The sequence below is a fragment of the Blautia faecicola genome (genome assembly GCF_004123145.1).
Taxonomy (GTDB): Bacteria; Bacillota; Clostridia; order Lachnospirales; family Lachnospiraceae; genus Oliverpabstia; species Oliverpabstia faecicola.
In genome coordinates this window covers 1,144,865-1,165,466 of the sequence record NZ_SDKC01000001.1, presented here as the reverse complement: position 1 = coordinate 1,165,466, position 20,602 = coordinate 1,144,865, and the positions used below count along the sequence as shown (strand labels likewise).

20 protein-coding genes are annotated in these 20,602 nt (G+C 46.8%); all 20 read right to left on the bottom strand.

What is annotated here, in order from left to right; all coding sequences use genetic code 11:
* Window positions 1-24 precede the first annotated feature (24 nt).
* The gene (locus tag ETP43_RS05205) at window positions 25-1,206 is read right to left on the bottom strand and encodes a BMP family lipoprotein (protein ID WP_129257278.1); all 1,182 of its coding nucleotides are present in this window, start codon (window positions 1,204-1,206) and stop codon (window positions 25-27) included.
* Between the two features lie 194 nt (window positions 1,207-1,400).
* On the bottom strand, window positions 1,401-2,396 hold the full coding sequence (locus tag ETP43_RS05200; protein WP_129257277.1) for a U32 family peptidase: 996 nt from the start codon (window positions 2,394-2,396) through the stop codon (window positions 1,401-1,403).
* Window positions 2,397-2,408: 12 nt separating this feature from the next.
* Window positions 2,409-3,722, bottom strand: a complete 1,314-nt coding sequence (locus tag ETP43_RS05195; RefSeq protein WP_129257276.1) for a hypothetical protein — start codon at window positions 3,720-3,722, stop codon at window positions 2,409-2,411.
* Window positions 3,723-3,855: 133 nt separating this feature from the next.
* Window positions 3,856-5,229: a sodium-dependent transporter gene (locus tag ETP43_RS05190; RefSeq protein WP_129257275.1), complete on the bottom strand. Its 1,374-nt coding sequence runs from the start codon at window positions 5,227-5,229 to the stop codon at window positions 3,856-3,858.
* Window positions 5,230-5,410: 181 nt separating this feature from the next.
* Window positions 5,411-6,031, bottom strand: a complete 621-nt coding sequence (locus tag ETP43_RS05185) for a J domain-containing protein (protein WP_129257274.1) — start codon at window positions 6,029-6,031, stop codon at window positions 5,411-5,413.
* 3 nt (window positions 6,032-6,034) lie between these two features.
* A complete protein-coding gene (locus tag ETP43_RS05180; RefSeq protein WP_129257273.1) occupies window positions 6,035-6,871 on the bottom strand; it encodes a DUF5685 family protein in 837 nt (278 codons plus the stop codon).
* A 63-nt stretch (window positions 6,872-6,934) separates the two neighbouring features.
* On the bottom strand, window positions 6,935-7,339 hold the full coding sequence (locus tag ETP43_RS05175) for a hypothetical protein (protein ID WP_129257272.1): 405 nt from the start codon (window positions 7,337-7,339) through the stop codon (window positions 6,935-6,937).
* Window positions 7,340-7,388: 49 nt separating this feature from the next.
* Window positions 7,389-7,925: a flavodoxin family protein BilS gene (gene bilS, locus ETP43_RS05170; RefSeq protein WP_129257271.1), complete on the bottom strand. Its 537-nt coding sequence runs from the start codon at window positions 7,923-7,925 to the stop codon at window positions 7,389-7,391.
* 205 nt (window positions 7,926-8,130) lie between these two features.
* The gene (locus ETP43_RS05165; protein WP_129257270.1) at window positions 8,131-8,745 is read right to left on the bottom strand and encodes an HAD family hydrolase; all 615 of its coding nucleotides are present in this window, start codon (window positions 8,743-8,745) and stop codon (window positions 8,131-8,133) included.
* Between the two features lie 37 nt (window positions 8,746-8,782).
* Window positions 8,783-8,986 (bottom strand): hypothetical protein, encoded by a 204-nt coding sequence (locus tag ETP43_RS05160; RefSeq protein WP_129257269.1) that lies wholly within the window; start codon window positions 8,984-8,986, stop codon window positions 8,783-8,785.
* A 362-nt stretch (window positions 8,987-9,348) separates the two neighbouring features.
* A complete protein-coding gene (locus ETP43_RS05155; RefSeq protein WP_181951934.1) occupies window positions 9,349-9,729 on the bottom strand; it encodes a nuclear transport factor 2 family protein in 381 nt (126 codons plus the stop codon).
* Window positions 9,729-10,406, bottom strand: a complete 678-nt coding sequence (gene tsaA / locus ETP43_RS05150; RefSeq protein WP_334295511.1) for a tRNA (N6-threonylcarbamoyladenosine(37)-N6)-methyltransferase TrmO — start codon at window positions 10,404-10,406, stop codon at window positions 9,729-9,731. Before tsaA ends, ETP43_RS05155 begins: the two co-directional genes overlap by 1 nt.
* Before the next feature lie 85 nt (window positions 10,407-10,491).
* Entirely contained in the window at window positions 10,492-11,988 is a 1,497-nt protein-coding gene (locus ETP43_RS05145) for a Na+/H+ antiporter NhaC family protein (protein WP_129257267.1), read from the bottom strand.
* A gap of 613 nt (window positions 11,989-12,601) precedes the next feature.
* Window positions 12,602-13,804 (bottom strand): LL-diaminopimelate aminotransferase, encoded by a 1,203-nt coding sequence (locus ETP43_RS05140; RefSeq protein ID WP_129257266.1) that lies wholly within the window; start codon window positions 13,802-13,804, stop codon window positions 12,602-12,604.
* Window positions 13,805-13,933: 129 nt separating this feature from the next.
* A complete protein-coding gene (gatB, locus tag ETP43_RS05135; RefSeq protein WP_129257265.1) occupies window positions 13,934-15,364 on the bottom strand; it encodes an Asp-tRNA(Asn)/Glu-tRNA(Gln) amidotransferase subunit GatB in 1,431 nt (476 codons plus the stop codon).
* Window positions 15,365-16,837, bottom strand: coding sequence for an Asp-tRNA(Asn)/Glu-tRNA(Gln) amidotransferase subunit GatA (gene gatA, locus ETP43_RS05130; protein ID WP_129257264.1), 1,473 nt, complete (start codon window positions 16,835-16,837; stop codon window positions 15,365-15,367).
* A gap of 15 nt (window positions 16,838-16,852) precedes the next feature.
* Entirely contained in the window at window positions 16,853-17,146 is a 294-nt protein-coding gene (gene gatC, locus ETP43_RS05125) for an Asp-tRNA(Asn)/Glu-tRNA(Gln) amidotransferase subunit GatC (protein WP_129257263.1), read from the bottom strand.
* A gap of 22 nt (window positions 17,147-17,168) precedes the next feature.
* Entirely contained in the window at window positions 17,169-18,497 is a 1,329-nt protein-coding gene (gene aspS / locus ETP43_RS05120) for an aspartate--tRNA(Asn) ligase (RefSeq protein WP_129257262.1), read from the bottom strand.
* Window positions 18,498-18,526: 29 nt separating this feature from the next.
* Window positions 18,527-19,075 (bottom strand): ANTAR domain-containing response regulator, encoded by a 549-nt coding sequence (locus ETP43_RS05115; protein WP_106491054.1) that lies wholly within the window; start codon window positions 19,073-19,075, stop codon window positions 18,527-18,529.
* A gap of 16 nt (window positions 19,076-19,091) precedes the next feature.
* The gene (glnA, locus tag ETP43_RS05110) at window positions 19,092-20,417 is read right to left on the bottom strand and encodes a type I glutamate--ammonia ligase (RefSeq protein ID WP_129257261.1); all 1,326 of its coding nucleotides are present in this window, start codon (window positions 20,415-20,417) and stop codon (window positions 19,092-19,094) included.
* Window positions 20,418-20,602 lie beyond the last annotated feature (185 nt).

Genomic DNA, 20,602 nt, shown 5'->3' with positions numbered 1-20,602 from the left:
TTTTCTCCTTTTTCTATCTTCCTTTTATTTGATGCTGCCGTAGTCGGTTGCCTGGATCTCCGTCTCCGGGAAGCTGGTGGTGTCACCGGATACGGTCAGTTCGCAATCGTACATTCTCTGTACCAGATCTCTGTAATCATCTACGGTAAAGTTGTCATCCCACTGGGTGGTTGTTTCCGGAAGCTGTACATAGTTTTCTTCCGGGTTTGCGGATTCCAGACCGAGGTTTTCCATCTCTCCGGCATATGCATCCCAGGTACCGCCTTTGATCGCGCTCAGCACGTTGTCAATGGTTACCTGCAGACCTTTCATCGCAGATGTCACGGTCAAACCGTCTTCATACTCATCAATGGTTGCGGACTGGTCAAGGTCTACACCGATGATCTTGCCGCCGGTCTTGACTGCCGCTTCCGCTGCGGATGTATAGATACCACCGCCACAGGCAAATACGATTTCCACGCCTTTGGAACCAAACCAGGTATCCATATAAGCGGTGATGTCCGCATCGCCGTAGAACTGACCGCCACATACATATTCCACCTGTACTTCATCGGTGATGCCAAGTTCTTTTGCTGCCTGATCAGCACCCTGTACATAGCCGTAACCGTAACGGTTTACTGCCGGAACTGCCATACCGCCGAGGAATCCAAGATGACGGTAGCCAAGTTTTACTGCCGCGTAACCTGCCATGTAACCGGAAAGTTCTTCCTGGTAAGTACAGCAGAATACATTTTCTGAATGATAATAATCTTTTACATTATAGTGATCCGGGTTGTAATCGTATCCCTGACCGATTCCTTTTTCACAGATATCTCCGGCACTTACGTCGAGTGCCAGGAATTTGATGTCCGGGTACAGGTCGGACTCGTCAATGACAGTCGGTGCAAATACATAACCGGACAGCACGATCACATTCGCTCCGTCGGCAACTGCCTGATCCACACTGGCGGTTCTCGCCTCATCAGAGTCGCTCTGCGGTTTGTAATAGTTAAATTCGATATCGTTTTCTTCGCCCCATGCTTTACAGGCTTCGTAGGTCATCTGGTTAAAACTCTGGTCGGTGATATCACCGGAGTCGGTAATCATCGCAACCTTCATCACATCGTTTGCTGTATCCCCCTGTCCGTCATTTCCGCTGCCACAGCCTGCCAGCATGGACATCGACAGGATACCTGCCAGCAGGAATGCTGCTGCTCTTTTCTTCATGTTTCTTTCTCCCTTCTTTTTCCGGTCATCCGGTAAATCGTTTTTCTCTTTGCAAGTTGCTTACGTCTCACTCATTTCTGTATGCTCAGTATATGCACATTTTACACTTTCGGATAGGACATGTGTCCTTTTTTCTTTTACTTTTCTGTAATTTGTCGCTTTGTAATAATTTGCGCATATCCTTTTTGTGCATATCATCTATAATAGCATTGGCTGCTGCATCCATTCGGGAAAATCTGTTGTTTCATCTGTCTGCAATATTCTGCTTCACTCCCTGCTGTTTTCAGAATTGTCAGAGATTTGTGAAGATTCTGAATATCTGCTTTCATATCCTCACTGTGATTGCCACGCCCCACCAGTTTCAGGTGCGTGATGCCGGCTTCCTGTAACCGGTACAGCGCACACAGACCGCATCCACTCGCGCCACACAGATCATCTTCCATTTCTAAATATTCCGGTTCGGAAGAAACCGCGGATTTCCCTTCTTCTCGGAATGTTTCCAGCCGTTTCTTCCATCCGGGATCTTCTGCTTTCTGCGGTCGCAGCCAGTAGGGTGTGCGACACAGATGTCCCAGTTCATCGCAGTGCAGGGAATGGCAGAAACTTCCGGAAAACTGACACAGTTCGTTCAGCACAAACGCTTCAAATTCCGTCCTGCTTCGTTTTCCTCCTGCTTCCTTCTCTGCCGCGATCATGGATGCCATATCTTCTATCGTATTCTTTCGGTGAAAAATCATACGTTTCAGATCCAGATTCTGAAAAGTTTCCACCATTTTGCGGTTATTTTCTCCCGTCTCTCCACTCAGATGGATCTGACAGTCCACCCCCTGCTGCCGCAGATATACCATCAGTGCTGGATCCGCCAGAATAAAACTCTGAAAGCCAAGATCCATACAGCTTCGGATAATCTCCTCGATCATCGGATACTGTTCGGGGATGTAATACAGGGAATTAAAGGTCAGATGCACCGGGCGCTGATAGTCTTCCCGCATGGCAGCCAGAATCTCCAGTTCACTGTACGCTCCCAACTGTACCTGATAACAGAGCACTTCCCGGCGGTTCAATGCCAGCGTGGTTCCGTACCGTTTCGTCCACGCATACGGCACATACCCACAGAAAAATTCATCCGCTCCCGCCTCACAAAATGCCGGATAATCGTCGATACATCCGAGTCCTGCCACAATTTTCATACGCACGCCCTCCTACAGTCCGATCACCAGACGGTCGATGCCTGCCTGTTGATATGCTTTCAGCTTTTCCGGATTTTTTACAAGTTCCGCATCCAGCCCGAACAGAGAATTGTACCTTCCTGCCATATGCAGATGTTCCGGGTAAAGATACGCATACTGTTCACAGTATCCCGGACAGTGCTCCGGCAACCTCTGTTTTCCCCGCTCGCCCTCAGTACAGCTCGCATACAACGGGCAGTACTGGGAAGTATTGGTCTGGTAATATGGCAGATGCAGGCTGTTCTTTCCCTGTGGAAATACCTGCGGATACCCACAGCTTTCCCACTCATAGCGGGTGATCCCGTATGTATCCTTTAAAAACGTCCGATAAAAATCCGCCTGCAGATTACTTTCTCCCAGTCCGCGGGTACTGCCTTTTTTATAGCGCATCCGCGGATCCTTTTTCTGCTTGTTCAGAAGGACTCCGAGACAGGGTTCCAGATGCTTCCCGCTCTCTTTCACCAGTGCTGTCATTCCCCAGTCATTGACGAGAATTTCCACCCTGGTCTGCCGTTTTTCACACCAGTTGTCCACTTTTTTTAAGAGTTTTCCCCGCTCTTCCACCTGAAACTCCCGCATACAGGGGAATACCAGGGTGATTTCCACATTTTCCACAATTGCCTTTTCCATCAGGGCAAACAGCTGCTCTTCTTTCGGAAATAACAGATGGCAGAATGCATTGCCGATATACAGGCGATCGGGGATTGTTTTATACTCTTCCCAGCCGTCGATTCCATTTTCTTTCCAGTACTGCTCGGCAAATCTTTCTATTGGATTTCGTTGATACAGGTCATACCATGTGTTCCGGTCAAGTTCCAGAGCGAGTTCCATGCCCTGTACCACCGGCTGGATCCGTGCACCGGAAAACCAGATGGCTTTCTGCTCTTCCATGCTCTCCGCATGGATCTCGTCCTGATCCGCCGGATAGTTGCAGACGATCTGCGCCATCTCTCCGTCCGTTCCCTCAAGCCGTGCCCGGATATATCCGGTGTATTTCCGGAAAAGTTTCTGTACTGCCTGTACATAATCTTGCTGGAACACCTCGACGGTATAACTTACATACCACTGCTCCTGCCTTTTTTCCATGAAATGATAACTTTCTAACTCCACTTCCCGGTACATGCTTTCAGATAAATCATAGAATCCGATCCGTATATGCCGCGGTCTTTCCACCTGTTCTCTTACCCGAAAGCAAAAGCTTTCTGTGGAAATCTCCGTGATCCTCACTTCTTTGTCATCGACAAATCCTGCCAGAAGTCCGAATGGAATCATCTCCACACTCTGCATCCCGCATCACCTCCCCGTCTTTGCGCCAGATATTTTTCCTTCCTCGTAACACGAAAAACCCCTTAGTAACGTTCCTTTTGTTCCGTTACTAAGGGGTTTCCTTCACATCTATTCGCTAATACCTCTGTTTGTTTTAAGCAAAGAATTTGTCATAGATGCCATAACCAAAGATAAATAAGATCATCAGCGGCAGGATGTAAGACAGATACACACGCATCCACTCCTGCATCTTGAAACCTTTTCCTGTGTTGGCTTCTGCTTTGAAGTTTTTCCAGCCCCATCCGTAACGGCTGGTACAAAACAGCAGATATACCAGAGATCCCAATGGCAGTAAAATGTTACTTACCAGAAAATCTTCCAGGTCTAATACTGCACCGCCAAAGATGGAAAATCCATCCCAGCTCCATACATTATATCCCAGAACACATGGCAATGACAAGAGGATAATCCCAAACAGATTCACAAGACTGCTCTTTTTTCTGCTCCATCCGGTCAGTTCCATCACACAGGATATAATATTTTCAAAAACTGCCAGTACTGTAGAGAATGCCGCAAAGGTCATAAAAATAAAGAACAAACTTCCCCACAGTCTTCCCATCGGAATATGGTTGAAGATATTCGGCAGGGTAATAAAGATCAGGCTCGGTCCGGATGTCGGACTTACTCCGAAGGTAAAGCATGCCGGAAAAATGATCAGACCGGATACGATTGCCACAAATGTATCCAGAATCGCAATATTTGCAGATTCCCCAAGCAGTGATCTTTCCTTTCCGATATAGCTTCCGAAGATCGCCATAGCTCCGATACCAAGGCTCAGGGTAAAGAATGCCTGATTCATCGCCGTTACAATGGTATAGCCGATGCCCAGTTCTTTCATTCTTCCAAAGTCCGGAATCAGATAAAACTTCAGACCTTCTGCCGCTCCGTCCATCATGATACTGTTGATCGCCAGCACTACCATGATGGCAAGCAGTGCAATCATCATTACTTTTGTGATTTTCTCCAGACCATTCTGCAGCCCTCTGGAACATACAAAGATACCAATGGCCACTACAACGATCATCCAGAACGCCATAACAAGCGGCTGCGACAACATCTCATTAAATACTCCGCCGACCTGATCTGCATCAAGTCCTGCAAACTTACCGGTTGCTGTCAGATAAAAATAGTGCAGCATCCATCCTGATACAGTTGTATAAAACATCATCAGCAGATAACAGCCAATCACGGTGATGTAGCCGTGAATATGCCATTTCTGCCCCGGTTTTTCCAATGCCTGATAAGCTTTTACCGGACTTTTCTGGCTGGCTCTGCCAACGGCAAACTCCATAGTCATAACCGGCAGTCCCAGAATCACCAGAAAGATCAGGTAACACAGTACAAACGCACCGCCGCCGCCTTTTCCTGCAATATAAGGAAATTTCCAGACATTACCGATTCCGATGGCACATCCGGCAGATATCAGGATAAATCCCATACGCGACTTTAATTTTTCTCGTTCCTTCATTCATCTTTCTCCCTCATATAGATTTTTACAAAATACGTAACTGTTCAGTACCTTCACAGTTACGAGCCAAAATGCATTTAAACCTTCGGTGATGACATTTTGGCTTGTATGTCTCGGGATTTTGACATATTCATGTCAAAACACCTCGCGGGACAGTGGCTACTGAATAGTTACCAAAATACTAACAGGGCATACAACAACAGCCCGGACAGAGCATATTCATGCACAGGCACTGGCAGCACCAGTTTCCCATACCTTCTCCCGGTTTCTGATAGCCGTATCCGGTACTCATATTCTGATACCACTGTCCCTGAGACTGCAGCTGCTGATAAAGTCTCTGATACATCAGGTTGCCCGGTTCCATCTCCATCGCTGTTCTGGCATCCTCCATAGCACTTGCTGTATTTCCCGCTCCGGCACTTGCAATGGCATGATAATAATACCATTCTCCATTTTTTTCCTGCATCCTTTCCAGGACATTTAAAGCCTCCCGGTAATGACCGGCATTGATGTAGTTCACCGCCGCACGCATCTCCATGGAACGCTGATCATCCTGTGTCTGATACCCTCCGGACTGATAACCACCGTACCAGGAGTTTTGAGAAGTTCCCTGTTCCCGTTCCCTCACGATCTGATCATAAGCCTGCTGTACCTGTTTGAACATCTCTTCCGCCTGCTCTTTATTGGGATTATTGATATTCGCATCCGGATGATATTTTCTGCTTAGCTTCCGGTATGCTTTTTTGATTTCGTCCATGCTTGCATCTCGCGATACACCAAGGACGCTGTATGGATCCAACATTCCTTATTTTCTCCTCGTCTCTTTTTCCCGGGACTTTATTCTGTCATATTTTGTCCAGATACCAGAATACAATATATTTCGCAAAATGTCCACATATTCTATGATCGGAAGTTTTTCAAATTGGCGAGAAGCTTCAGCCGCTTCCATCATCAGAATCTGTCTGGCCCGGTCACCAAAGTCTTTTTCCTGTGCGATCGGCTTCCATGGGTTATAGTTTCCTTTTTTTCTGTCTTTTTCAAGATCCTCATAGGCATCCATCCGGTAGATGAATCTTCCCATGGCACAACCGATCTTTCGCATTGTATCTGCCCAGACATCTTCTTTCCAGACATAGATTTCACCAAGCATCTCTCCCGTATCTGCTGCTGCCCTGTCAAGATCCGTACTCGCTTCCTGCTCACATGCTTTCAGCTTTTGCAGATAGGTTTCGATTGCTCTCGCCTGCCGCGGATATTTTTCCTTTAAACGTTTTACGTCTTTTTTTAATGCTGATGCAAGTATAAGAGGAACCGGTTTTTTCTCGTCCTCCCAGTCGTCTAACAGATTATAATAACTCAACAGTACATTCATATCCGCCGCATAGGCAGTCCACTGGTTTCTCAGACAGAGATGCTTTTTGAACGGATGCATGGCACAGAAGTGCTCTTCCCGCTTTGTTTCCGTCTCATACAGGCCGGTCAGCAAAATTCCGAGAAAGGTCACATCATACGTCAGAGTAACCCTGGAAGTTTGTCCGTGACCTTCTTTTAGATCCTGGCAGACTCCGCAGTAAAATCCATGATAGATCCGGTAGTCTTTGATCTTCATTTCTTCCATATTGGTTGTAACGTAGCCAAACATCCTTCCTCACCTCTTTTCTTTGTTTGTCTGTTTATGATCTGTTCATCCACTTCATAAAATTAATCAGGTGCGTTTGATAAAATTACAGTTGCAATTTGGACAGTGAATCGATATTTTTCCTTTTCCTTTTGGTACCCGGACTTTTTGTCCGCAGGTCGGACATTTGTAAATTCGATGGGTGCTGTCTCTGTGACTTCCGGTCAGTTTGTTCCATTTTGTTCTTACTTTTTCACGTGCCTGGATATAATGCTGATTTTCCTGGTATCTCGCAGAGATATCTTTGGAAAGAATACGATAGTAATCATAGATCAATACGAGCAGAATCAGCAGGGAAAAGATTGAACTTCTCACAAAGAAGGATACGAGCAGAAGTCCGAACAGCAGATACATCAGAAATCTTCCCAGTTCATCTATTCTTCCGTACCTGCCCTGCATAAATCGATATAGTTTGTCTCTCCAGTTATTCATTGTTTTCTCCCCGTTCTTTTTTTACTGTCACCACATTCTCAGCTCTTTCTCACATATCTGTGCAGCTTTCTGCTTTTTCCCATGCTTCCCTGGCAAATGCAACTGCATTCTGTATATCTGCATCGTCCGGGTGCAGCAACGCTTTATCAAAGTTTCGGATCAGCATCTGTGCTTTTTCTCTCTGCTCCGGATTCTCTTCCATGACTTCATAACGTTTTCGTACCTGCATCGGCATCTTTCCCATGCAGAGAAAAGCCCCCAGACAGCTGTTGTCTTTCGGAATCCACTGTTTTACATTTTCCACAATTCTGTCATAGTATTCCTGACTCTGCCCGAATCCGCAGGTTCCAAACAGTGCGATCTGACTGTTATGTACTTTTTTCAGAAGTTCCTGCACTTCGATGGGGCAGTCTCCTTTTTCCACACAAAATCCCACATACAAAAGAGGGCTTTTCCCAGGTTCCGTATTGCAGTTGATTTCCTCGATATCTCCGTTACCAAGCTGTTGTAAACTCTGATAAATACAAACTGCCAGCCGCTGGGTGTTTCCCGTGTGACTGACATACATGATTTTATAATCTAACATGATATTGTTTCCCGCCTTTCCATCTGCCCGCTTTTTTAATTTTTCCGGTATTCAACATCTTTATTCCAGATGTCGTTTTGTCAACATGTTTACTGTATACTACTTTCCTGAGTATTACAAGGATCGGCATCTGAATTTTTTCTAAAATTTTTGTTATGTAAGCTGAAGGAGTATCTTTATAAAATACATGTTATGTTATTTCATTTTACTTTCCATTTTCTCTTTTCAGCAACGTTTCCAGGTCTTTTTTTGCCTGTTCATGGTTCTGAAACAGAATGCCGTGGATCCCACAGGCTCCGGCTCCTGCGATGTTGTCTTCCCGGTCATCAAAGAATACGGTTTCCCTAGGATTGAGTTGATACATCGTGCAGAGTTTTTCATAAATCTCTCGATCCGGTTTTGCCATTTTATAAACATAAGAAAACAATGTTCCGTCCATGTAGGGCAGAAATTTCATCTTGTGGCTGGACAGCTGATACGTATGCTCCGCATAGTTAGACAGGATATAAAGATGGTATCCCTGTTCTTTCAGGTTTTTTATCCAGCCTTCGACGTATGGCATCAGTTCCACCACATCACCAAGATTGTCATATACCATCTGCACTTCTTTTTCAAATCCCGGTGCATTTTTTCGAAAGCCATTCCAGATTTCTTCTGTTGAAAGTATCCCGCGGTCAGATGCTTCCCACAGCGTACTTTCAAAGATCACCTTACGCAGAGTCTCTACTGTTTTTTCTGAAAATCCAAGGTTCTTCAGATAGTTTTCCGGAGTATAAGACATCAGAACCTGCCCGACATCAAAAACGATATTTTTTATCATGTTTCTCTTTCCTCTTTTCTGTGTATTATTTTTCACTTTATTTGTTTCTGTTTTTCAGATAACGGTAGATCATCATGTAGGCATACAATAATACCGGTACGATGATCGTTGCTGCAATAGAGGCTTTGAACCAGCCAAGGGAGTTTTCACTTCCTGAGAGGGCAAAGATCATAGTGGAGGCGTAGAGAGCCAGCAAGAGGACTACGCCGAGGATAGCCAGGATGCGTTGTAGTTTTTTCATAGGAATCTCCTTTTTTGTTTTGCTTCTTTTATTATACTGGTTTCTTATCGGAAAGCAAGAGGAGTGTTCAAAACGGACGAAGTGGAAAGGCGGACACGGCGGAACAGACAGCCGCTGGTAACGCAAATCCGAGCTAAGTCCTAAGAAGAACTATAATGCCAGTTCGCGGAGAGCCGCTCACTGTCAAGTTCTTCTAAGGACTGGATCTCATCTTTGCTAAAAGCACCAGCAAAAGGCTGTCTGTTCCGCCGTGTCCGCCCTTCCACTTCTGACGCTTGGCTGATTTTCAGGTGTGATTGCGAATGATAACTATTGTTTATCTCTCTTTTCTGATTCATTTCTGAACAAATCTTAATCTTATTTTAAAAGTTATTCTGGGTTATTCCGTATGGATATTTGTGTTCGCATTTGGACTCGAATTCTTTGAGATTGTATATTTTTTTGTTTTCATCGAACTGTGCGATGGTTACACCGTCAAAGGCTCCCGGAGTGTCGCAGTAGTCGCACTGGAAATACCACTCAACGATTGCTGTGTTCTGACAGATGTAGATCTGTTTGATGTCCCATTTTTCTACAGTTCCTTTTTGGTTCCAGTCATAAAACCACTGTTGGATCTGCCGGATTCCCCGATATTCCGGACCGTAACATTCGCTGTAGATGATGTTGTCTGCAAATATATCGGTCAGGGGTTTCGCGTCTTTGTTCAGCCAGCAGGCAAAATAGTTTCTGATGATTTCTTCCATTATTTTTTTTCTCCTTCATTTACCTCGCATACATACAGGGTTTCTTCTTCTACGCGGAACTTGATTTCCAGACCGGCGAAGGGGAATCCGTAGATTCTTTCGGGATCCTGCTGATAGGCGGGGCGGGGATCCAGAGACAGGATCTGGATCAGGGGTTTTTGTTTTGATTGCGGAACTTTGTTCAGGAGTTCCGGCGGGAATTGTACCTGAAGGTGGTCGTCGCGATGAGCAGTTGCGAAGCTTCCCCGGGCTTCCGGGTGGCTGTCGGCATAGGGGATGTAGGGTTTGATGTCGTAGATCGGGGTTCCGTCCAGAAGATCAGCGCCCTGGATATGAATGACCGGGCCTTCGTGAGGATCCAGAGCAATGTCTGTCAGTTGCACACTGGAAAGTCCGATCGGATTGGGGCGAAACGGGGATCGGGTGGCAAAGACGCCGACTCTTGTGTTTCCTCCCAGTTTTGGCGGACGCACGGTTGGGGACCATTCTTTTCGGATGGACCGGGAAAATTCCCAGATCAGCCAGAGGTGGGAGTATTCTTCCAGTCCTCTCACAGCCTCCGGGTTCTGATATTCCGGATAAAAATGGATCTCGGCTTCAAGGTCTGTCAGACCGCTCTGCCTGGGGATTCCGAATTTGCTTGTAAAATCACTTTTTATATAAGCAACCGGACGCATCATGCGCCCGGTTGTCTCGTTGCCTTGTATATCAATAATCGGTCCAGTGGATCGATTTTGATTCTGGTTGTTATTCATATGTCGTTTACTCCAGATTTACTTTTCCACATTTTTTGATCAGCATTGCCAGTACGATCAGTTCCAGCACCAGTCCTACGATCAGAGCCAGCCAGCCGTTTCCAGTGAATCCGCCGACCAGATATCCGGCCAGGCAGCAGCCTGCTACCGTCATAGCATACGGAATCTGTGTGGACACATGATTAATATGGTTACACTGTGCACCTGCGGATGCCAGGATGGTGGTATCTGAGATCGGAGAAATATGGTCTCCGCATACAGCACCAGCCAGTACGGCTGCCACGTTCAGTGCCAGTAAGGACACGTTGTTGGTATTGATCACGGCTGTTACGATCGGGATCATGATACCGAAAGTTCCCCAGGATGTTCCTGTAGAGAAGGAAAGTCCGATCGCTACTGCGAAGAACAGTGCCGGAAGCAGTACACCGATGACAGCGTTTCCGCTTACCACATTTCCTACGAAGTTTCCAAGTGCCAGGTAATCCGCGGAGCAGATACCGGACAGCGTCCATGCCAGTGACAGGATCATGATTGCCGGTGTCATGGCTTTGAATCCCTGTACAAAGCTTTCGCAGAACTGGCTGAAGGTAATGATCTTACGGAGCAGATAAAAGAAGAAGATAAATACCAGGGTAAAGAAGGAACCCAGTACCAGACTCAGTGAGGAATCACAGTCTGCAAATGCTGTGGCTACTCCTGCTCCGTCAAGGATACCGCCGGTATACAGCATCGCGCTGATACAAAGAACGATCAGTACGATGATCGGCAGAATCAGGTCGATGACTTTTCCGTTGCCAATAATTTTGATTTCTTCGTCTCCGTCCGCGGTTTCTTCTTTTTTTCCTATCAGATCTGCATGGTATTTTGCCATCGCACCGTAATCAAAATTCTTACCGATCAGGATGATCATGAAAATGATGGTCAGGATCGCATACAGATTGAACGGAATGGTTCTTAAAAATAAGGAAAATCCGTCGATTGCGCAGTCATCCGGCAGGGAGGATCCTACTGCTGCCGCCCAGCTTGAGATCGGTGCGATGATACAGACCGGTGCTGCTGTGGCGTCGATGATGTAAGCCAGTTTTGCGCGGCTTACTTTGTATTTGTCTGTGACCGGGCGCATAACAGTTCCCACGGTCAGGCAGTTGAAGTAGTCGTCCACAAAGATGACTACGCCGAGGAGCATGGTTGAGAACAGTGCACCTCTCTGGGATTTGATTTTTCTGGATGCCCAGTCTCCATAGGATTGAGAAGCGCCTGATTTTGTGATCAGGGCTACGATGATTCCAAGGAATACCAGGAAGAGCAGAATGTTCACGTTGTCACCGATTTTCCAGTTCATGACTTCTATCATGGTCTGGGTGGCGGCAAGGATGTGGAATTTTGTAAAGAGCAGCGCTCCCGACAGAATTCCGATGAGTAGTGATAAATAGACTTCTTTGGTCCATAAGGCCAGGGCGATCGCCACGATGGGCGGGACTAAGGCCCAGATTGTTCCTGACATGTTTGTTTCCCCCTTCATGTTGGTTTTAATTTTTATGTTTTTCGGTTAATTATAGCATGGTAACGTAATGGTGTAAATGGGTATTGTGCAAACGGATGAAGAGCAAAGTTGTATACAAGACGGAACGGGCAAGGCGGACGCAGAGGAAGACGGAACGGGCAGGGGAAGCGAGGGACGTGGGCAGAGCAACTTTGAGCTAAGCATTAACTCCGACTATGTTCACGAGGGTCGGCTGACCCTCGCGAAAGTCTGCGTAAATGCTGGATCTCAAAGCTTGCTCTAAGCGCCCACAAAGTGTCCCTTCGCTTTCCCCTACCCGTTCCGTCTTCCTCTGCTGGGTTTGGGCTGAGACTGGATGCTACGGTTGTATGTTCCTTCAAGGTGATTGTAAGTGTAGAATGCTGTACTTTTTTTAATCTCAGGTGATAAGGCTTAGATTATTTTTATATTTTCTATGTTTTTATTTTCTTTTTTTACAACTACTAATTGATTGATACATAACAAACGATCCCATCCTTCTACAATTTCCCTCAGAAACAAAATTTCTGATAGTTTTTATTACAGGAGCCTGTTTCTGCTTTTCCTCTTCCACCCCTCTGCTCTTTAGGTTGGTTTATTTCGCGAAGAGTTTTTTAAAGCGGTTCATGGCTTCTACAGTGGATTCGTAGGTTCCGAAGGATGTCAGGCGGAAGTAGTTTTTGCCGTTTTCGCCAAATCCGGCACCCGGGGTTCCTACAACCTGGATGTTTTCAAGTAAGTAGTCGAAGCAGGTCCAGGAGTCCATGCCGTTCGGGCACTCGAACCAGATGTATGGGGAGTGGATACCACCGTAGAACGGGATCTGAAGTTCTGTCAGAGTGTCTGCGATGACTTTGGCATTCTTTTTGTAGTAGTTCAGGTTTTCCTGGCATTCTTTGATTCCTTCTTCTGAGAATATAGCTGCTGCCGCGTTCTGTACGATGTAGGAGGTTCCGTTGTATTTGGTGCTCTGACGGCGATTCCACATTGTGTTCAGGGACATTTCTCTTCCGTCGGAGGAGGTAAATACCAGTTCTTTCGGAACTACGGTGTAGCCGCAGCGGGTTCCGGTGAAACCGGCGGTTTTGGACAGGGAGCAGAACTCGATAGCGCATTTTCTGGCCCCTTCAATAGCATAGATGCTTCTTGGCAGTTCCGGATCGGAGATGAAGGCTTCATATGCGGAATCGTACAGGATCACGGCTTCGTTTTCCAGTGCGTAGTCTACCCATTCTTTCAGTTGTTCATAGTTATAGCATGCTCCGGTAGGGTTGTTCGGGGAGCAGATGTAGATGACATCTACATGCTGGCTGTGGTCCGGCATCGGAAGGAAATCGTTATCTGCATTACCGCTGATATACGTCACTTTATTTCCGCACATGGTATTGGAATCCACATATACCGGGTAGACCGGATCCGGGATCAGGATCACATTGTCGTGACCGAAAAGCTCAGTGATGTTTCCGGTATCGCTTTTGGCTCCGTCAGAGATAAAGATCGCATCTGCATCCACATCTACACCATTTCTTTTATAATAAGCGGCGATGGCATCTCTGGTCTTGGCATATCCCTGTTCCGGGCCGTAACCTTTGAAAGTCGCTGCCTGTCCCATCTCATCAACACTTTCATGAAGAGCTTTGATGGCGCATTCGCACAATGGACGGGTAACATCACCGATACCCAGACGGATTACCGGTTTGTCCGGATGTTTCTCGGTGTAGGCTGCTGTACGGTGTGCGATCTCTGAGAAGAGATAGCTGTCTTTCAACTGCAGATAGTTTTCATTTAATTTTGGCATGATATTGGTTTCCTTTCCTTACGCATTTTTCTTTATGGTTCTATATTAGAGCGTGTTTGAAAAATTTTTCCGCAAATATATTACAAATCAAATAAATATTTTTTCAAACACGATTCCTGATCTATGGATTTAAAGTTTCTTCCGAAGCAGTTCGTTGACCATTCCCGGATCTGCTTTTCCACGCATCTTTTTCATGACCTGACCAACCAGGAAACCAAGGACTTTTTCTTTTCCACTGTGGAATTCTTCCACGGTCTTCGGATTCTCCGCAAGTACCTGGTCAACGGCTCCTTCGATGGCGCCGCTGTCAGATACCATCAGAAGTCCTTCTTTTTCCATGTATGCCAGTGGTTCCACATCGTCTTCGAGAATTTTCGCAAATACTTTCTTGGCGTTGGCCTGGTTAATCTTTCCTCCTTCGACCGCCCGGATCAGGTCTGCCAGGTGTTTCGGGGTAAAGTCCATATCTTCGGCTTCCATTCCTTTTTCTTTCAGCAGGCGCAGTCCCTCTCCCATCAGCCAGTTGGCTGTTTTTTTCGGATTTCCGCACAGATCGGCGGTCTGTTCAAACATATCTGCCATATGTTTGGTCTGCGTCAGAATAGAGGCATCATATGCCGGAAGACCATACTGTTCTTCGTATCGGGCTGCGCGTTCTTCCTGAAATTCCGGCTGACGGCTTCGGATCTGTTCCATCCATTCGGTCGGGATCTGCATCGGCTGCAGATCCGGATCCGGGAAATAACGGTAATCTTTGGCATCTTCCTTGGAACGCATGGCATGGGAGGATTCTTTGTTGTCGTCCCAGCGTCGGGTCTCCTGAATGACTTCTTTTCCTTCTTCCAGCAGTTCGATCTGACGTTCTCTCTCGCCCTCGATCGCGTGTGTGATCGCTTTGAAAGAGTTCAGGTTCTTCATCTCGGTACGGGTTCCCATATGGTCACTTCCGACTTCTCTTACGGAGAGGTTGACGTCGGCACGCATGGAACCTTCCTGCAGTTTACAGTCGGAAATACCAAGATACTGACAGATCATACGCAGTTTTTCCAGATAGGCGATAACTTCTTCTGCGGTACGCATATCCGGCTCGGATACGATCTCGATCAGCGGGACACCGCTTCGGTTATAGTCTACCAGAGAGCAGTCTTCCCATTCATCATGGATCAGCTTTCCGGCATCCTCTTCCATATGCATCTCGTGGATCCGGATGGTTTTCTTGCCGTTTTCTGTCGTGATCTCGAGATGTCCGTCGTGGCAGATCGGCAGGTATAACTGGGAAATCTGGTAGTTTTGCGGGTTGTCCGGGTAGAAATAGTTCTTCCGGTCGAACCGGCAGTACCGGTTGATCTCACAGTTTGCTGCCATGCCAAGTGCCAGTGCATATTCCACTACTTTTTTGTTCAATACCGGGAGGGATCCTGGCATACCGGTACAAACCGGGCAGGTATGGGTATTTGGTGCTGCACCAAACTTTGTGGAGCATCCGCAAAAGATTTTCGTTGCCGTGGCAAGTTCTACGTGAACTTCCAGACCGATCACGGTTTCATACTGTTTTGCCATTTATTTTTCCTCCTTTGCCCAGGCTTTGGAAAATTCTCCCCGCAGCTGTTCGTAAGCGGCTGCTGCCCGGAGTATCTTCTTTTCCTGGAAGCAGTCACCGATCAGCTGCATACCGATCGGCAGTCCCTTGCTGTCCATACCGCACGGAAGGCTGACGGCCGGAAGACCAGCCAGGTTCACGGCCACAGTGTAGATATCGCTCAGGTACATCTGCAGCGGATCACTTAAACTGGTGCCGATCTTCGGGGCAGTGGTCGGAGAAGCCGGAGCCAGGATACAATCATATTTCTGGAATGCTTTGTCGAATTCCTTCTTGATCAGACCCTTTGCGCGCAGTGCTTTCATATAATAGGCGTCGTAGTAACCGGCGCTCAGTACGAAAGATCCCAGAAGGATTCTTCGTTTTACTTCCTCACCGAAGCCTTCTGCACGGCTCTTTTTGTACATTTCATGCAGTTCTGTCGCATCCGGGGTACGGTAGCCGTATTTTACACCGTCGAAACGCTCCAGGTTGGAGCTTGCTTCCGCGCAGGCAATGATATAATATGCCGGAATTACATAATCCACCATTCCGAGGGAGAAGAATTCTACTACAGCACCGTTTTTACTCAAGGTATGAACGGCATCTGCCAGTGCCTTTTTCACCTCTTCGTCGCAACCTTCTGCCAGATATTCTTTCGGAATACCGATACGCATACCGCTTAATCCGCCGGATACCAGGCTATCATAAGATTCCACCGGTACATCGGCGCTGGTGCTGTCTTTGCTGTCATGTCCTGCGATGATCTCAAAAAGGGCTGCACAGTCTTTTACATTTTTACCAATCGGTCCGATCTGATCCAGAGAGGATGCGTAAGCGATCAGTCCATAACGGGATACTCTTCCGTAGCTCGGTTTCAATCCGGTCACGCCACAGTAAGCTGCCGGCTGACGGATGGAACCACCGGTATCGGAACCGAGTGCCATCACCGCTTCTCCCGCTGCCACAGCTGCGCAGGAACCGCCGGAAGAGCCACCCGGTACATGCTCCGGATTCCAGGGATTTCTGGTAACGCCGAATGCGGAAGTCTCTGTCGTACTTCCCATGGCGAATTCATCCATATTGGTTTTTCCGAGGATAACCATTCCGGCATCTTCTAACTGCTTCACTGCCTGTGCATCATAGGTCGGCACAAAGTTTTCAAGCATTTTTGAAGAACAGGTGGTTTTCTGTCCTCTGGTACAGATATTATCTTTCACGGCAACCGGTACACCTGCCAGCGGACCGGTGTATCTGCCGCTTTTGATTCCTTCTTCTACTTCTTTGATCCGATGAGCCAGAATCTTTTCATCCATGGAAACATAGGCATGTACCTGGGACTCTGACTTTTGTATCTGTTTTTTGCAGGCTTCCACTGCTTCTTTTACACTGACGGAGCCGTGCCGGATCTGTTTTGACAGTTCCAGCGCAGACATCTGTAAGATTTCTTCCATTGCTTTTTCCTCCTGCTATACGGTCTTTGGTACGATGTACTGGTCTTCCTTGGCCTTTGGTGCGTTGGCCAGTGAATCCTTTCTTCCATCCCCGTTGGTCACTTCATCTTCCCGGAATACATTGACATTCGGTAAGATGTGTACCAGTGGTTCTGCCTGATCCGTATCCAGTTCATTTAACTTTTCCACATAGGTCAGTATTTTTTCCATCTCATCCATGGCTTTTTGTCTCTCTTGTGGCGTCAGTGCCAGTTTTGCCAGAATCTCTACGTTATCCATGGTTGCTTCATCTATTTTTCTCTCGCTCATTCCCTGACTCCTTTCTGCCGTCCTACGGCTCCAGTCTGCTCATATCTCTCGGGAACAAGCAGGCTTCTCTTACATTATCTTCTCCCAGTAACTGCATCGTCAGTCGTTCCAGACCGATACCCAGTCCACCGTGCGGCGGCATACCGAAGCGAAACGCATCCAGATACTGTTCCAGTCCTTCCTCTGTCATGCCTTTTGCCTCGATCTTTTCTTCCAGCATGTTCAGATCGTGGATACGCTGTCCGCCGGTGGTGATCTCAAGGCCATGATACAGAAGGTCAAAACTTAAGGTATAACGGGTATCTTCCGGATCATCCATCGCATAGAACGGACGTTTTTTACTCGGATAGTGTGTGACAAATACAAAATCCGCATTGTATTCTTCTTTAAAATATTTTCCAATCAGTTCCTCTTCTTCCGGTTCCAGGTCGAAGGGGTTTCTGATCTTTCTGTTGTATTTTTCGGAAACCAGACGTTTCGCTTCATCAAAGCGGACATAAGGGATCTTTTCCACATCCGGCAGTGTGATGTTCAGAAGTTTCAACTCTTTGCTGTACTCTTTTTCCAGCAGGTTCATCGTATACTGCAGGAAGCCGGTTTCCATCGCACAGATATCAAGGAAACTGTGGATATATCCCATCTCAAAGTCCAGACTGGTGTATTCGTTCAGATGTCTTCTGGTGTTATGTTTTTCTGCACGAAACACCGGACCGGTTTCAAAGACACGGTCGAAGACACCGACCATCATCTGTTTATATAACTGCGGGCTCTGCTGCAGAACAGCCGGTCGATGAAAATAAGAAAGCCGGAACATATTCGCGCCACCCTCGGCACTCTTCGCACCGATCTTTGGTGTGTGGATCTCGGTAAATCCCTGCTCATAGAGGAAATCACGGAAGCCTCGAACGATTCCTTCCTGAATACGGAATCTTGCCCGTTCTCTGATATTTCTCAAAGAAAGGGAGCGACGGTCTAATTTTGCTTCCAGAGAAGTGTTTAATTTCCATTTGTCAATGGGAAGTGGCAATGGACAGGATACGTGAGACAGGTGACGGATGGTGGACAGCCGTACTTCTTTCCCATGGGGAGCACGCTCTTCGTCTTTGATCTGACCGGTCACATGGATGTAATCTCCCTCTCTGATCTCAGAAAGTTCCAGATCTGTCTTTCCTTCTTCCCATACGGTCTGGATCAGTCCTTCCCTTTTTCTCAAAATCACAAATGCGATTTCACCCATATCACGGATGCTGTGCACTGCCCCTTCCAGAATAATCGTTGTTCCTTCCTCTGCTTTCAGCAGATCTTCTAATTCTGCTTCTTCCTGTTGTTTTAATCCTGTAATGAATTCCATATCACATTCTCCTTTTCATGCAATTTCCGTCAGCCTTCTTCAAACAGTAAGGTCAGGATCATCTGTGCTGTCTCTACCATGTTGGTTCCATTATCCATGCTGCTTTTTTGAATATAGCGATGAGCCTCCTCTTCACTCAGATGATTACGTTCCATTAAAAGTACTTTCGCATTTTTTATATAATTTTCTTCCCGTTCACTGCGCCGTTTCGGTTTTCTGGCTTTCTTTGCCATCCGTTCCATCTGGTGCAGTACCATCTCTGCGGTATTGACCAGATCGTAGACCTTTAACGGTGTGGTAAGAGATAAGATTCCGGTGTCTGCCGCACTGACGGTACTGGCAGATCCCAGAAGTACCAGTTCGAAGTGAGGGGGAAGGCTGTCCGCGAGTTCCGTATAATACATATCTTTCAGATGATACCCGCTGATCACCATTCCCGACTCATGTTCCCTGATCTCCGAAAGAGCAGCGGAAGCGGTAGCGTAAGCAAATACCTGAGGAAATCCATGTCCCATCAGGATCTTACGGATTTTCTTTGCGTCTTCCAGTTTTGGTAAGACGATTACCACCACACTCATCAGCTGCCTCCCTTATCTATACGCGATACAGATATCGGTTCAGTTCCCATTCGGAAACCTGTGCCAGATAATCTTTCCATTCTTTCCGTTTGGCTTTCATATACCCTTTCCGATATGTTTCTCCGAGAACCTCGAAAACCAGCGGATCCTGTCCCATCGCCTGGATCGCTTCGCCGAGATTTTCCGGCAGCATCTGAATGCCGAGAAGATTTTTTTCTTCTTCATTCAGCTTCCGGATGTCTTTGGTCAGTTCTTCCGGAGTTTTCATGCCATTTTCAATTCCTTCCATACCGGCTGCCAGACACAGGGCAAATACCAGATACGGATTGGATGCGGAATCCGGACTACGAAGTTCCAGATTGACTTCTCCGCCGCGCTCTTTTCTCACATGTACCAGTGCATTTCTCTGTGTTCTCGACCAGGTGACCTCCGATGGTGCTTCAAATCCCGGAACCAGTCGTTTGTAGGAATTGACCAGAGGATTCATCACTGCGGTCATGCCCTGGATGTGATGCAGGATGCCGGCAAGAAATGCTTCGCCCTCCGCACTTAATGTTCCGTCCTCTCCTTTAAATACATTTTTTCCATCTTTCATCAGACGCATATTCAGGTGCATCCCGGAACCGTTGACTTCCGCCCGCGGCTTCGGCATAAAGGTTGCATGCAGACCATAGCGTTTTGCGATCGTGCGGACTGCCATCTTGAATGTCATAATCTTGTCTGCGGTCTCCGTTGCATTTTCATAAGTAAAGTCAATCTCATGCTGTGCCGGGGAAATCTCATGATGGGAGGAATCGATCTCATATCCCATCTCTTCTAATGTAAGAATGATATCTCTTCTCGTATTTTCTCCAAGATCGATCGGTGAGGTATCAAGATAACCGGCTTTTTCATGCGTCAGCGTTGTCGGCATTCCGTTATCATCGGTGTGGAACAGGAAAAATTCACATTCCGGATTCACCCGCAGCGTGTATCCTTTTTCCTGTGCTTTTTTTACTACTTTTTTCAGGATCGATCTCGGACTGTCCTCGATCTCTGTTCCGTCCTCTCTGCACACATCACAGAGGAAACGTGCTACTTTTCCCTGCTGGGGTCTCCACGGCAGAATCGAAAAAGTACTCAGATCCGGTTTCAGATACAGGTCATTTTCTTCTTCCCCGGTAAATCCATCCAGAGATGCGGTATCAATGGTACAGCGGTTCTCCATGGCTTTGATCAGTCTGCTGCTCGGGATCGCCACATTCTTTAATACACCAAACATATCTGTAAACTGCAGGCGGATGAATTCGACGTCCTCTTCTTCCACCATTTGCAGAATCTCCGATTTACTATAATTCTCCATATATGTTGTTCTCCTTTTTCTTACGACTTTGTTACCGTTTCTCAGGCTTTTGGCTTCTTGCCGCTCCTCAGGATGATTTTTTACAAACCAAAAAGGGCGACCTTATCCAGAGTTCCCCTCCGGATAAGACGCCCTTGCCTTTTATGTTCCGTATTATAGCAATCGGACTTTCTCTTGTCAATACT

Excerpts from the sequence above, each read along its gene's own strand:
- ETP43_RS05205 (WP_129257278.1), bottom strand. The coding sequence starts at position 1,206 with ATGAAGAAAAGAGCAGCAGCATTCCTGCTGGCAGGTATCCTGTCGATG.
- ETP43_RS05200 (WP_129257277.1), bottom strand. The coding sequence starts at position 2,396 with ATGAAAATTGTGGCAGGACTCGGATGTATCGACGATTATCCGGCATTT.
- ETP43_RS05195 (WP_129257276.1), bottom strand. The coding sequence starts at position 3,722 with ATGCAGAGTGTGGAGATGATTCCATTCGGACTTCTGGCAGGATTTGTC.
- ETP43_RS05190 (WP_129257275.1), bottom strand. The coding sequence starts at position 5,229 with ATGAAGGAACGAGAAAAATTAAAGTCGCGTATGGGATTTATCCTGATA.
- ETP43_RS05185 (WP_129257274.1), bottom strand. The coding sequence starts at position 6,031 with ATGTTGGATCCATACAGCGTCCTTGGTGTATCGCGAGATGCAAGCATG.
- ETP43_RS05180 (WP_129257273.1), bottom strand. The coding sequence starts at position 6,871 with ATGTTTGGCTACGTTACAACCAATATGGAAGAAATGAAGATCAAAGAC.
- ETP43_RS05175 (WP_129257272.1), bottom strand. The coding sequence starts at position 7,339 with ATGAATAACTGGAGAGACAAACTATATCGATTTATGCAGGGCAGGTAC.
- bilS (WP_129257271.1), bottom strand. The coding sequence starts at position 7,925 with ATGTTAGATTATAAAATCATGTATGTCAGTCACACGGGAAACACCCAG.
- ETP43_RS05165 (WP_129257270.1), bottom strand. The coding sequence starts at position 8,745 with ATGATAAAAAATATCGTTTTTGATGTCGGGCAGGTTCTGATGTCTTAT.
- ETP43_RS05160 (WP_129257269.1), bottom strand. The coding sequence starts at position 8,986 with ATGAAAAAACTACAACGCATCCTGGCTATCCTCGGCGTAGTCCTCTTG.
- ETP43_RS05155 (WP_181951934.1), bottom strand. The coding sequence starts at position 9,729 with ATGGAAGAAATCATCAGAAACTATTTTGCCTGCTGGCTGAACAAAGAC.
- tsaA (WP_334295511.1), bottom strand. The coding sequence starts at position 10,406 with ATGCGTCCGGTTGCTTATATAAAAAGTGATTTTACAAGCAAATTCGGA.
- ETP43_RS05145 (WP_129257267.1), bottom strand. The coding sequence starts at position 11,988 with ATGTCAGGAACAATCTGGGCCTTAGTCCCGCCCATCGTGGCGATCGCC.
- ETP43_RS05140 (WP_129257266.1), bottom strand. The coding sequence starts at position 13,804 with ATGCCAAAATTAAATGAAAACTATCTGCAGTTGAAAGACAGCTATCTC.
- gatB (WP_129257265.1), bottom strand. The coding sequence starts at position 15,364 with ATGGCAAAACAGTATGAAACCGTGATCGGTCTGGAAGTTCACGTAGAA.
- gatA (WP_129257264.1), bottom strand. The coding sequence starts at position 16,837 with ATGGAAGAAATCTTACAGATGTCTGCGCTGGAACTGTCAAAACAGATC.
- gatC (WP_129257263.1), bottom strand. The coding sequence starts at position 17,146 with ATGAGCGAGAGAAAAATAGATGAAGCAACCATGGATAACGTAGAGATT.
- aspS (WP_129257262.1), bottom strand. The coding sequence starts at position 18,497 with ATGGAATTCATTACAGGATTAAAACAACAGGAAGAAGCAGAATTAGAA.
- ETP43_RS05115 (WP_106491054.1), bottom strand. The coding sequence starts at position 19,075 with ATGAGTGTGGTGGTAATCGTCTTACCAAAACTGGAAGACGCAAAGAAA.
- glnA (WP_129257261.1), bottom strand. The coding sequence starts at position 20,417 with ATGGAGAATTATAGTAAATCGGAGATTCTGCAAATGGTGGAAGAAGAG.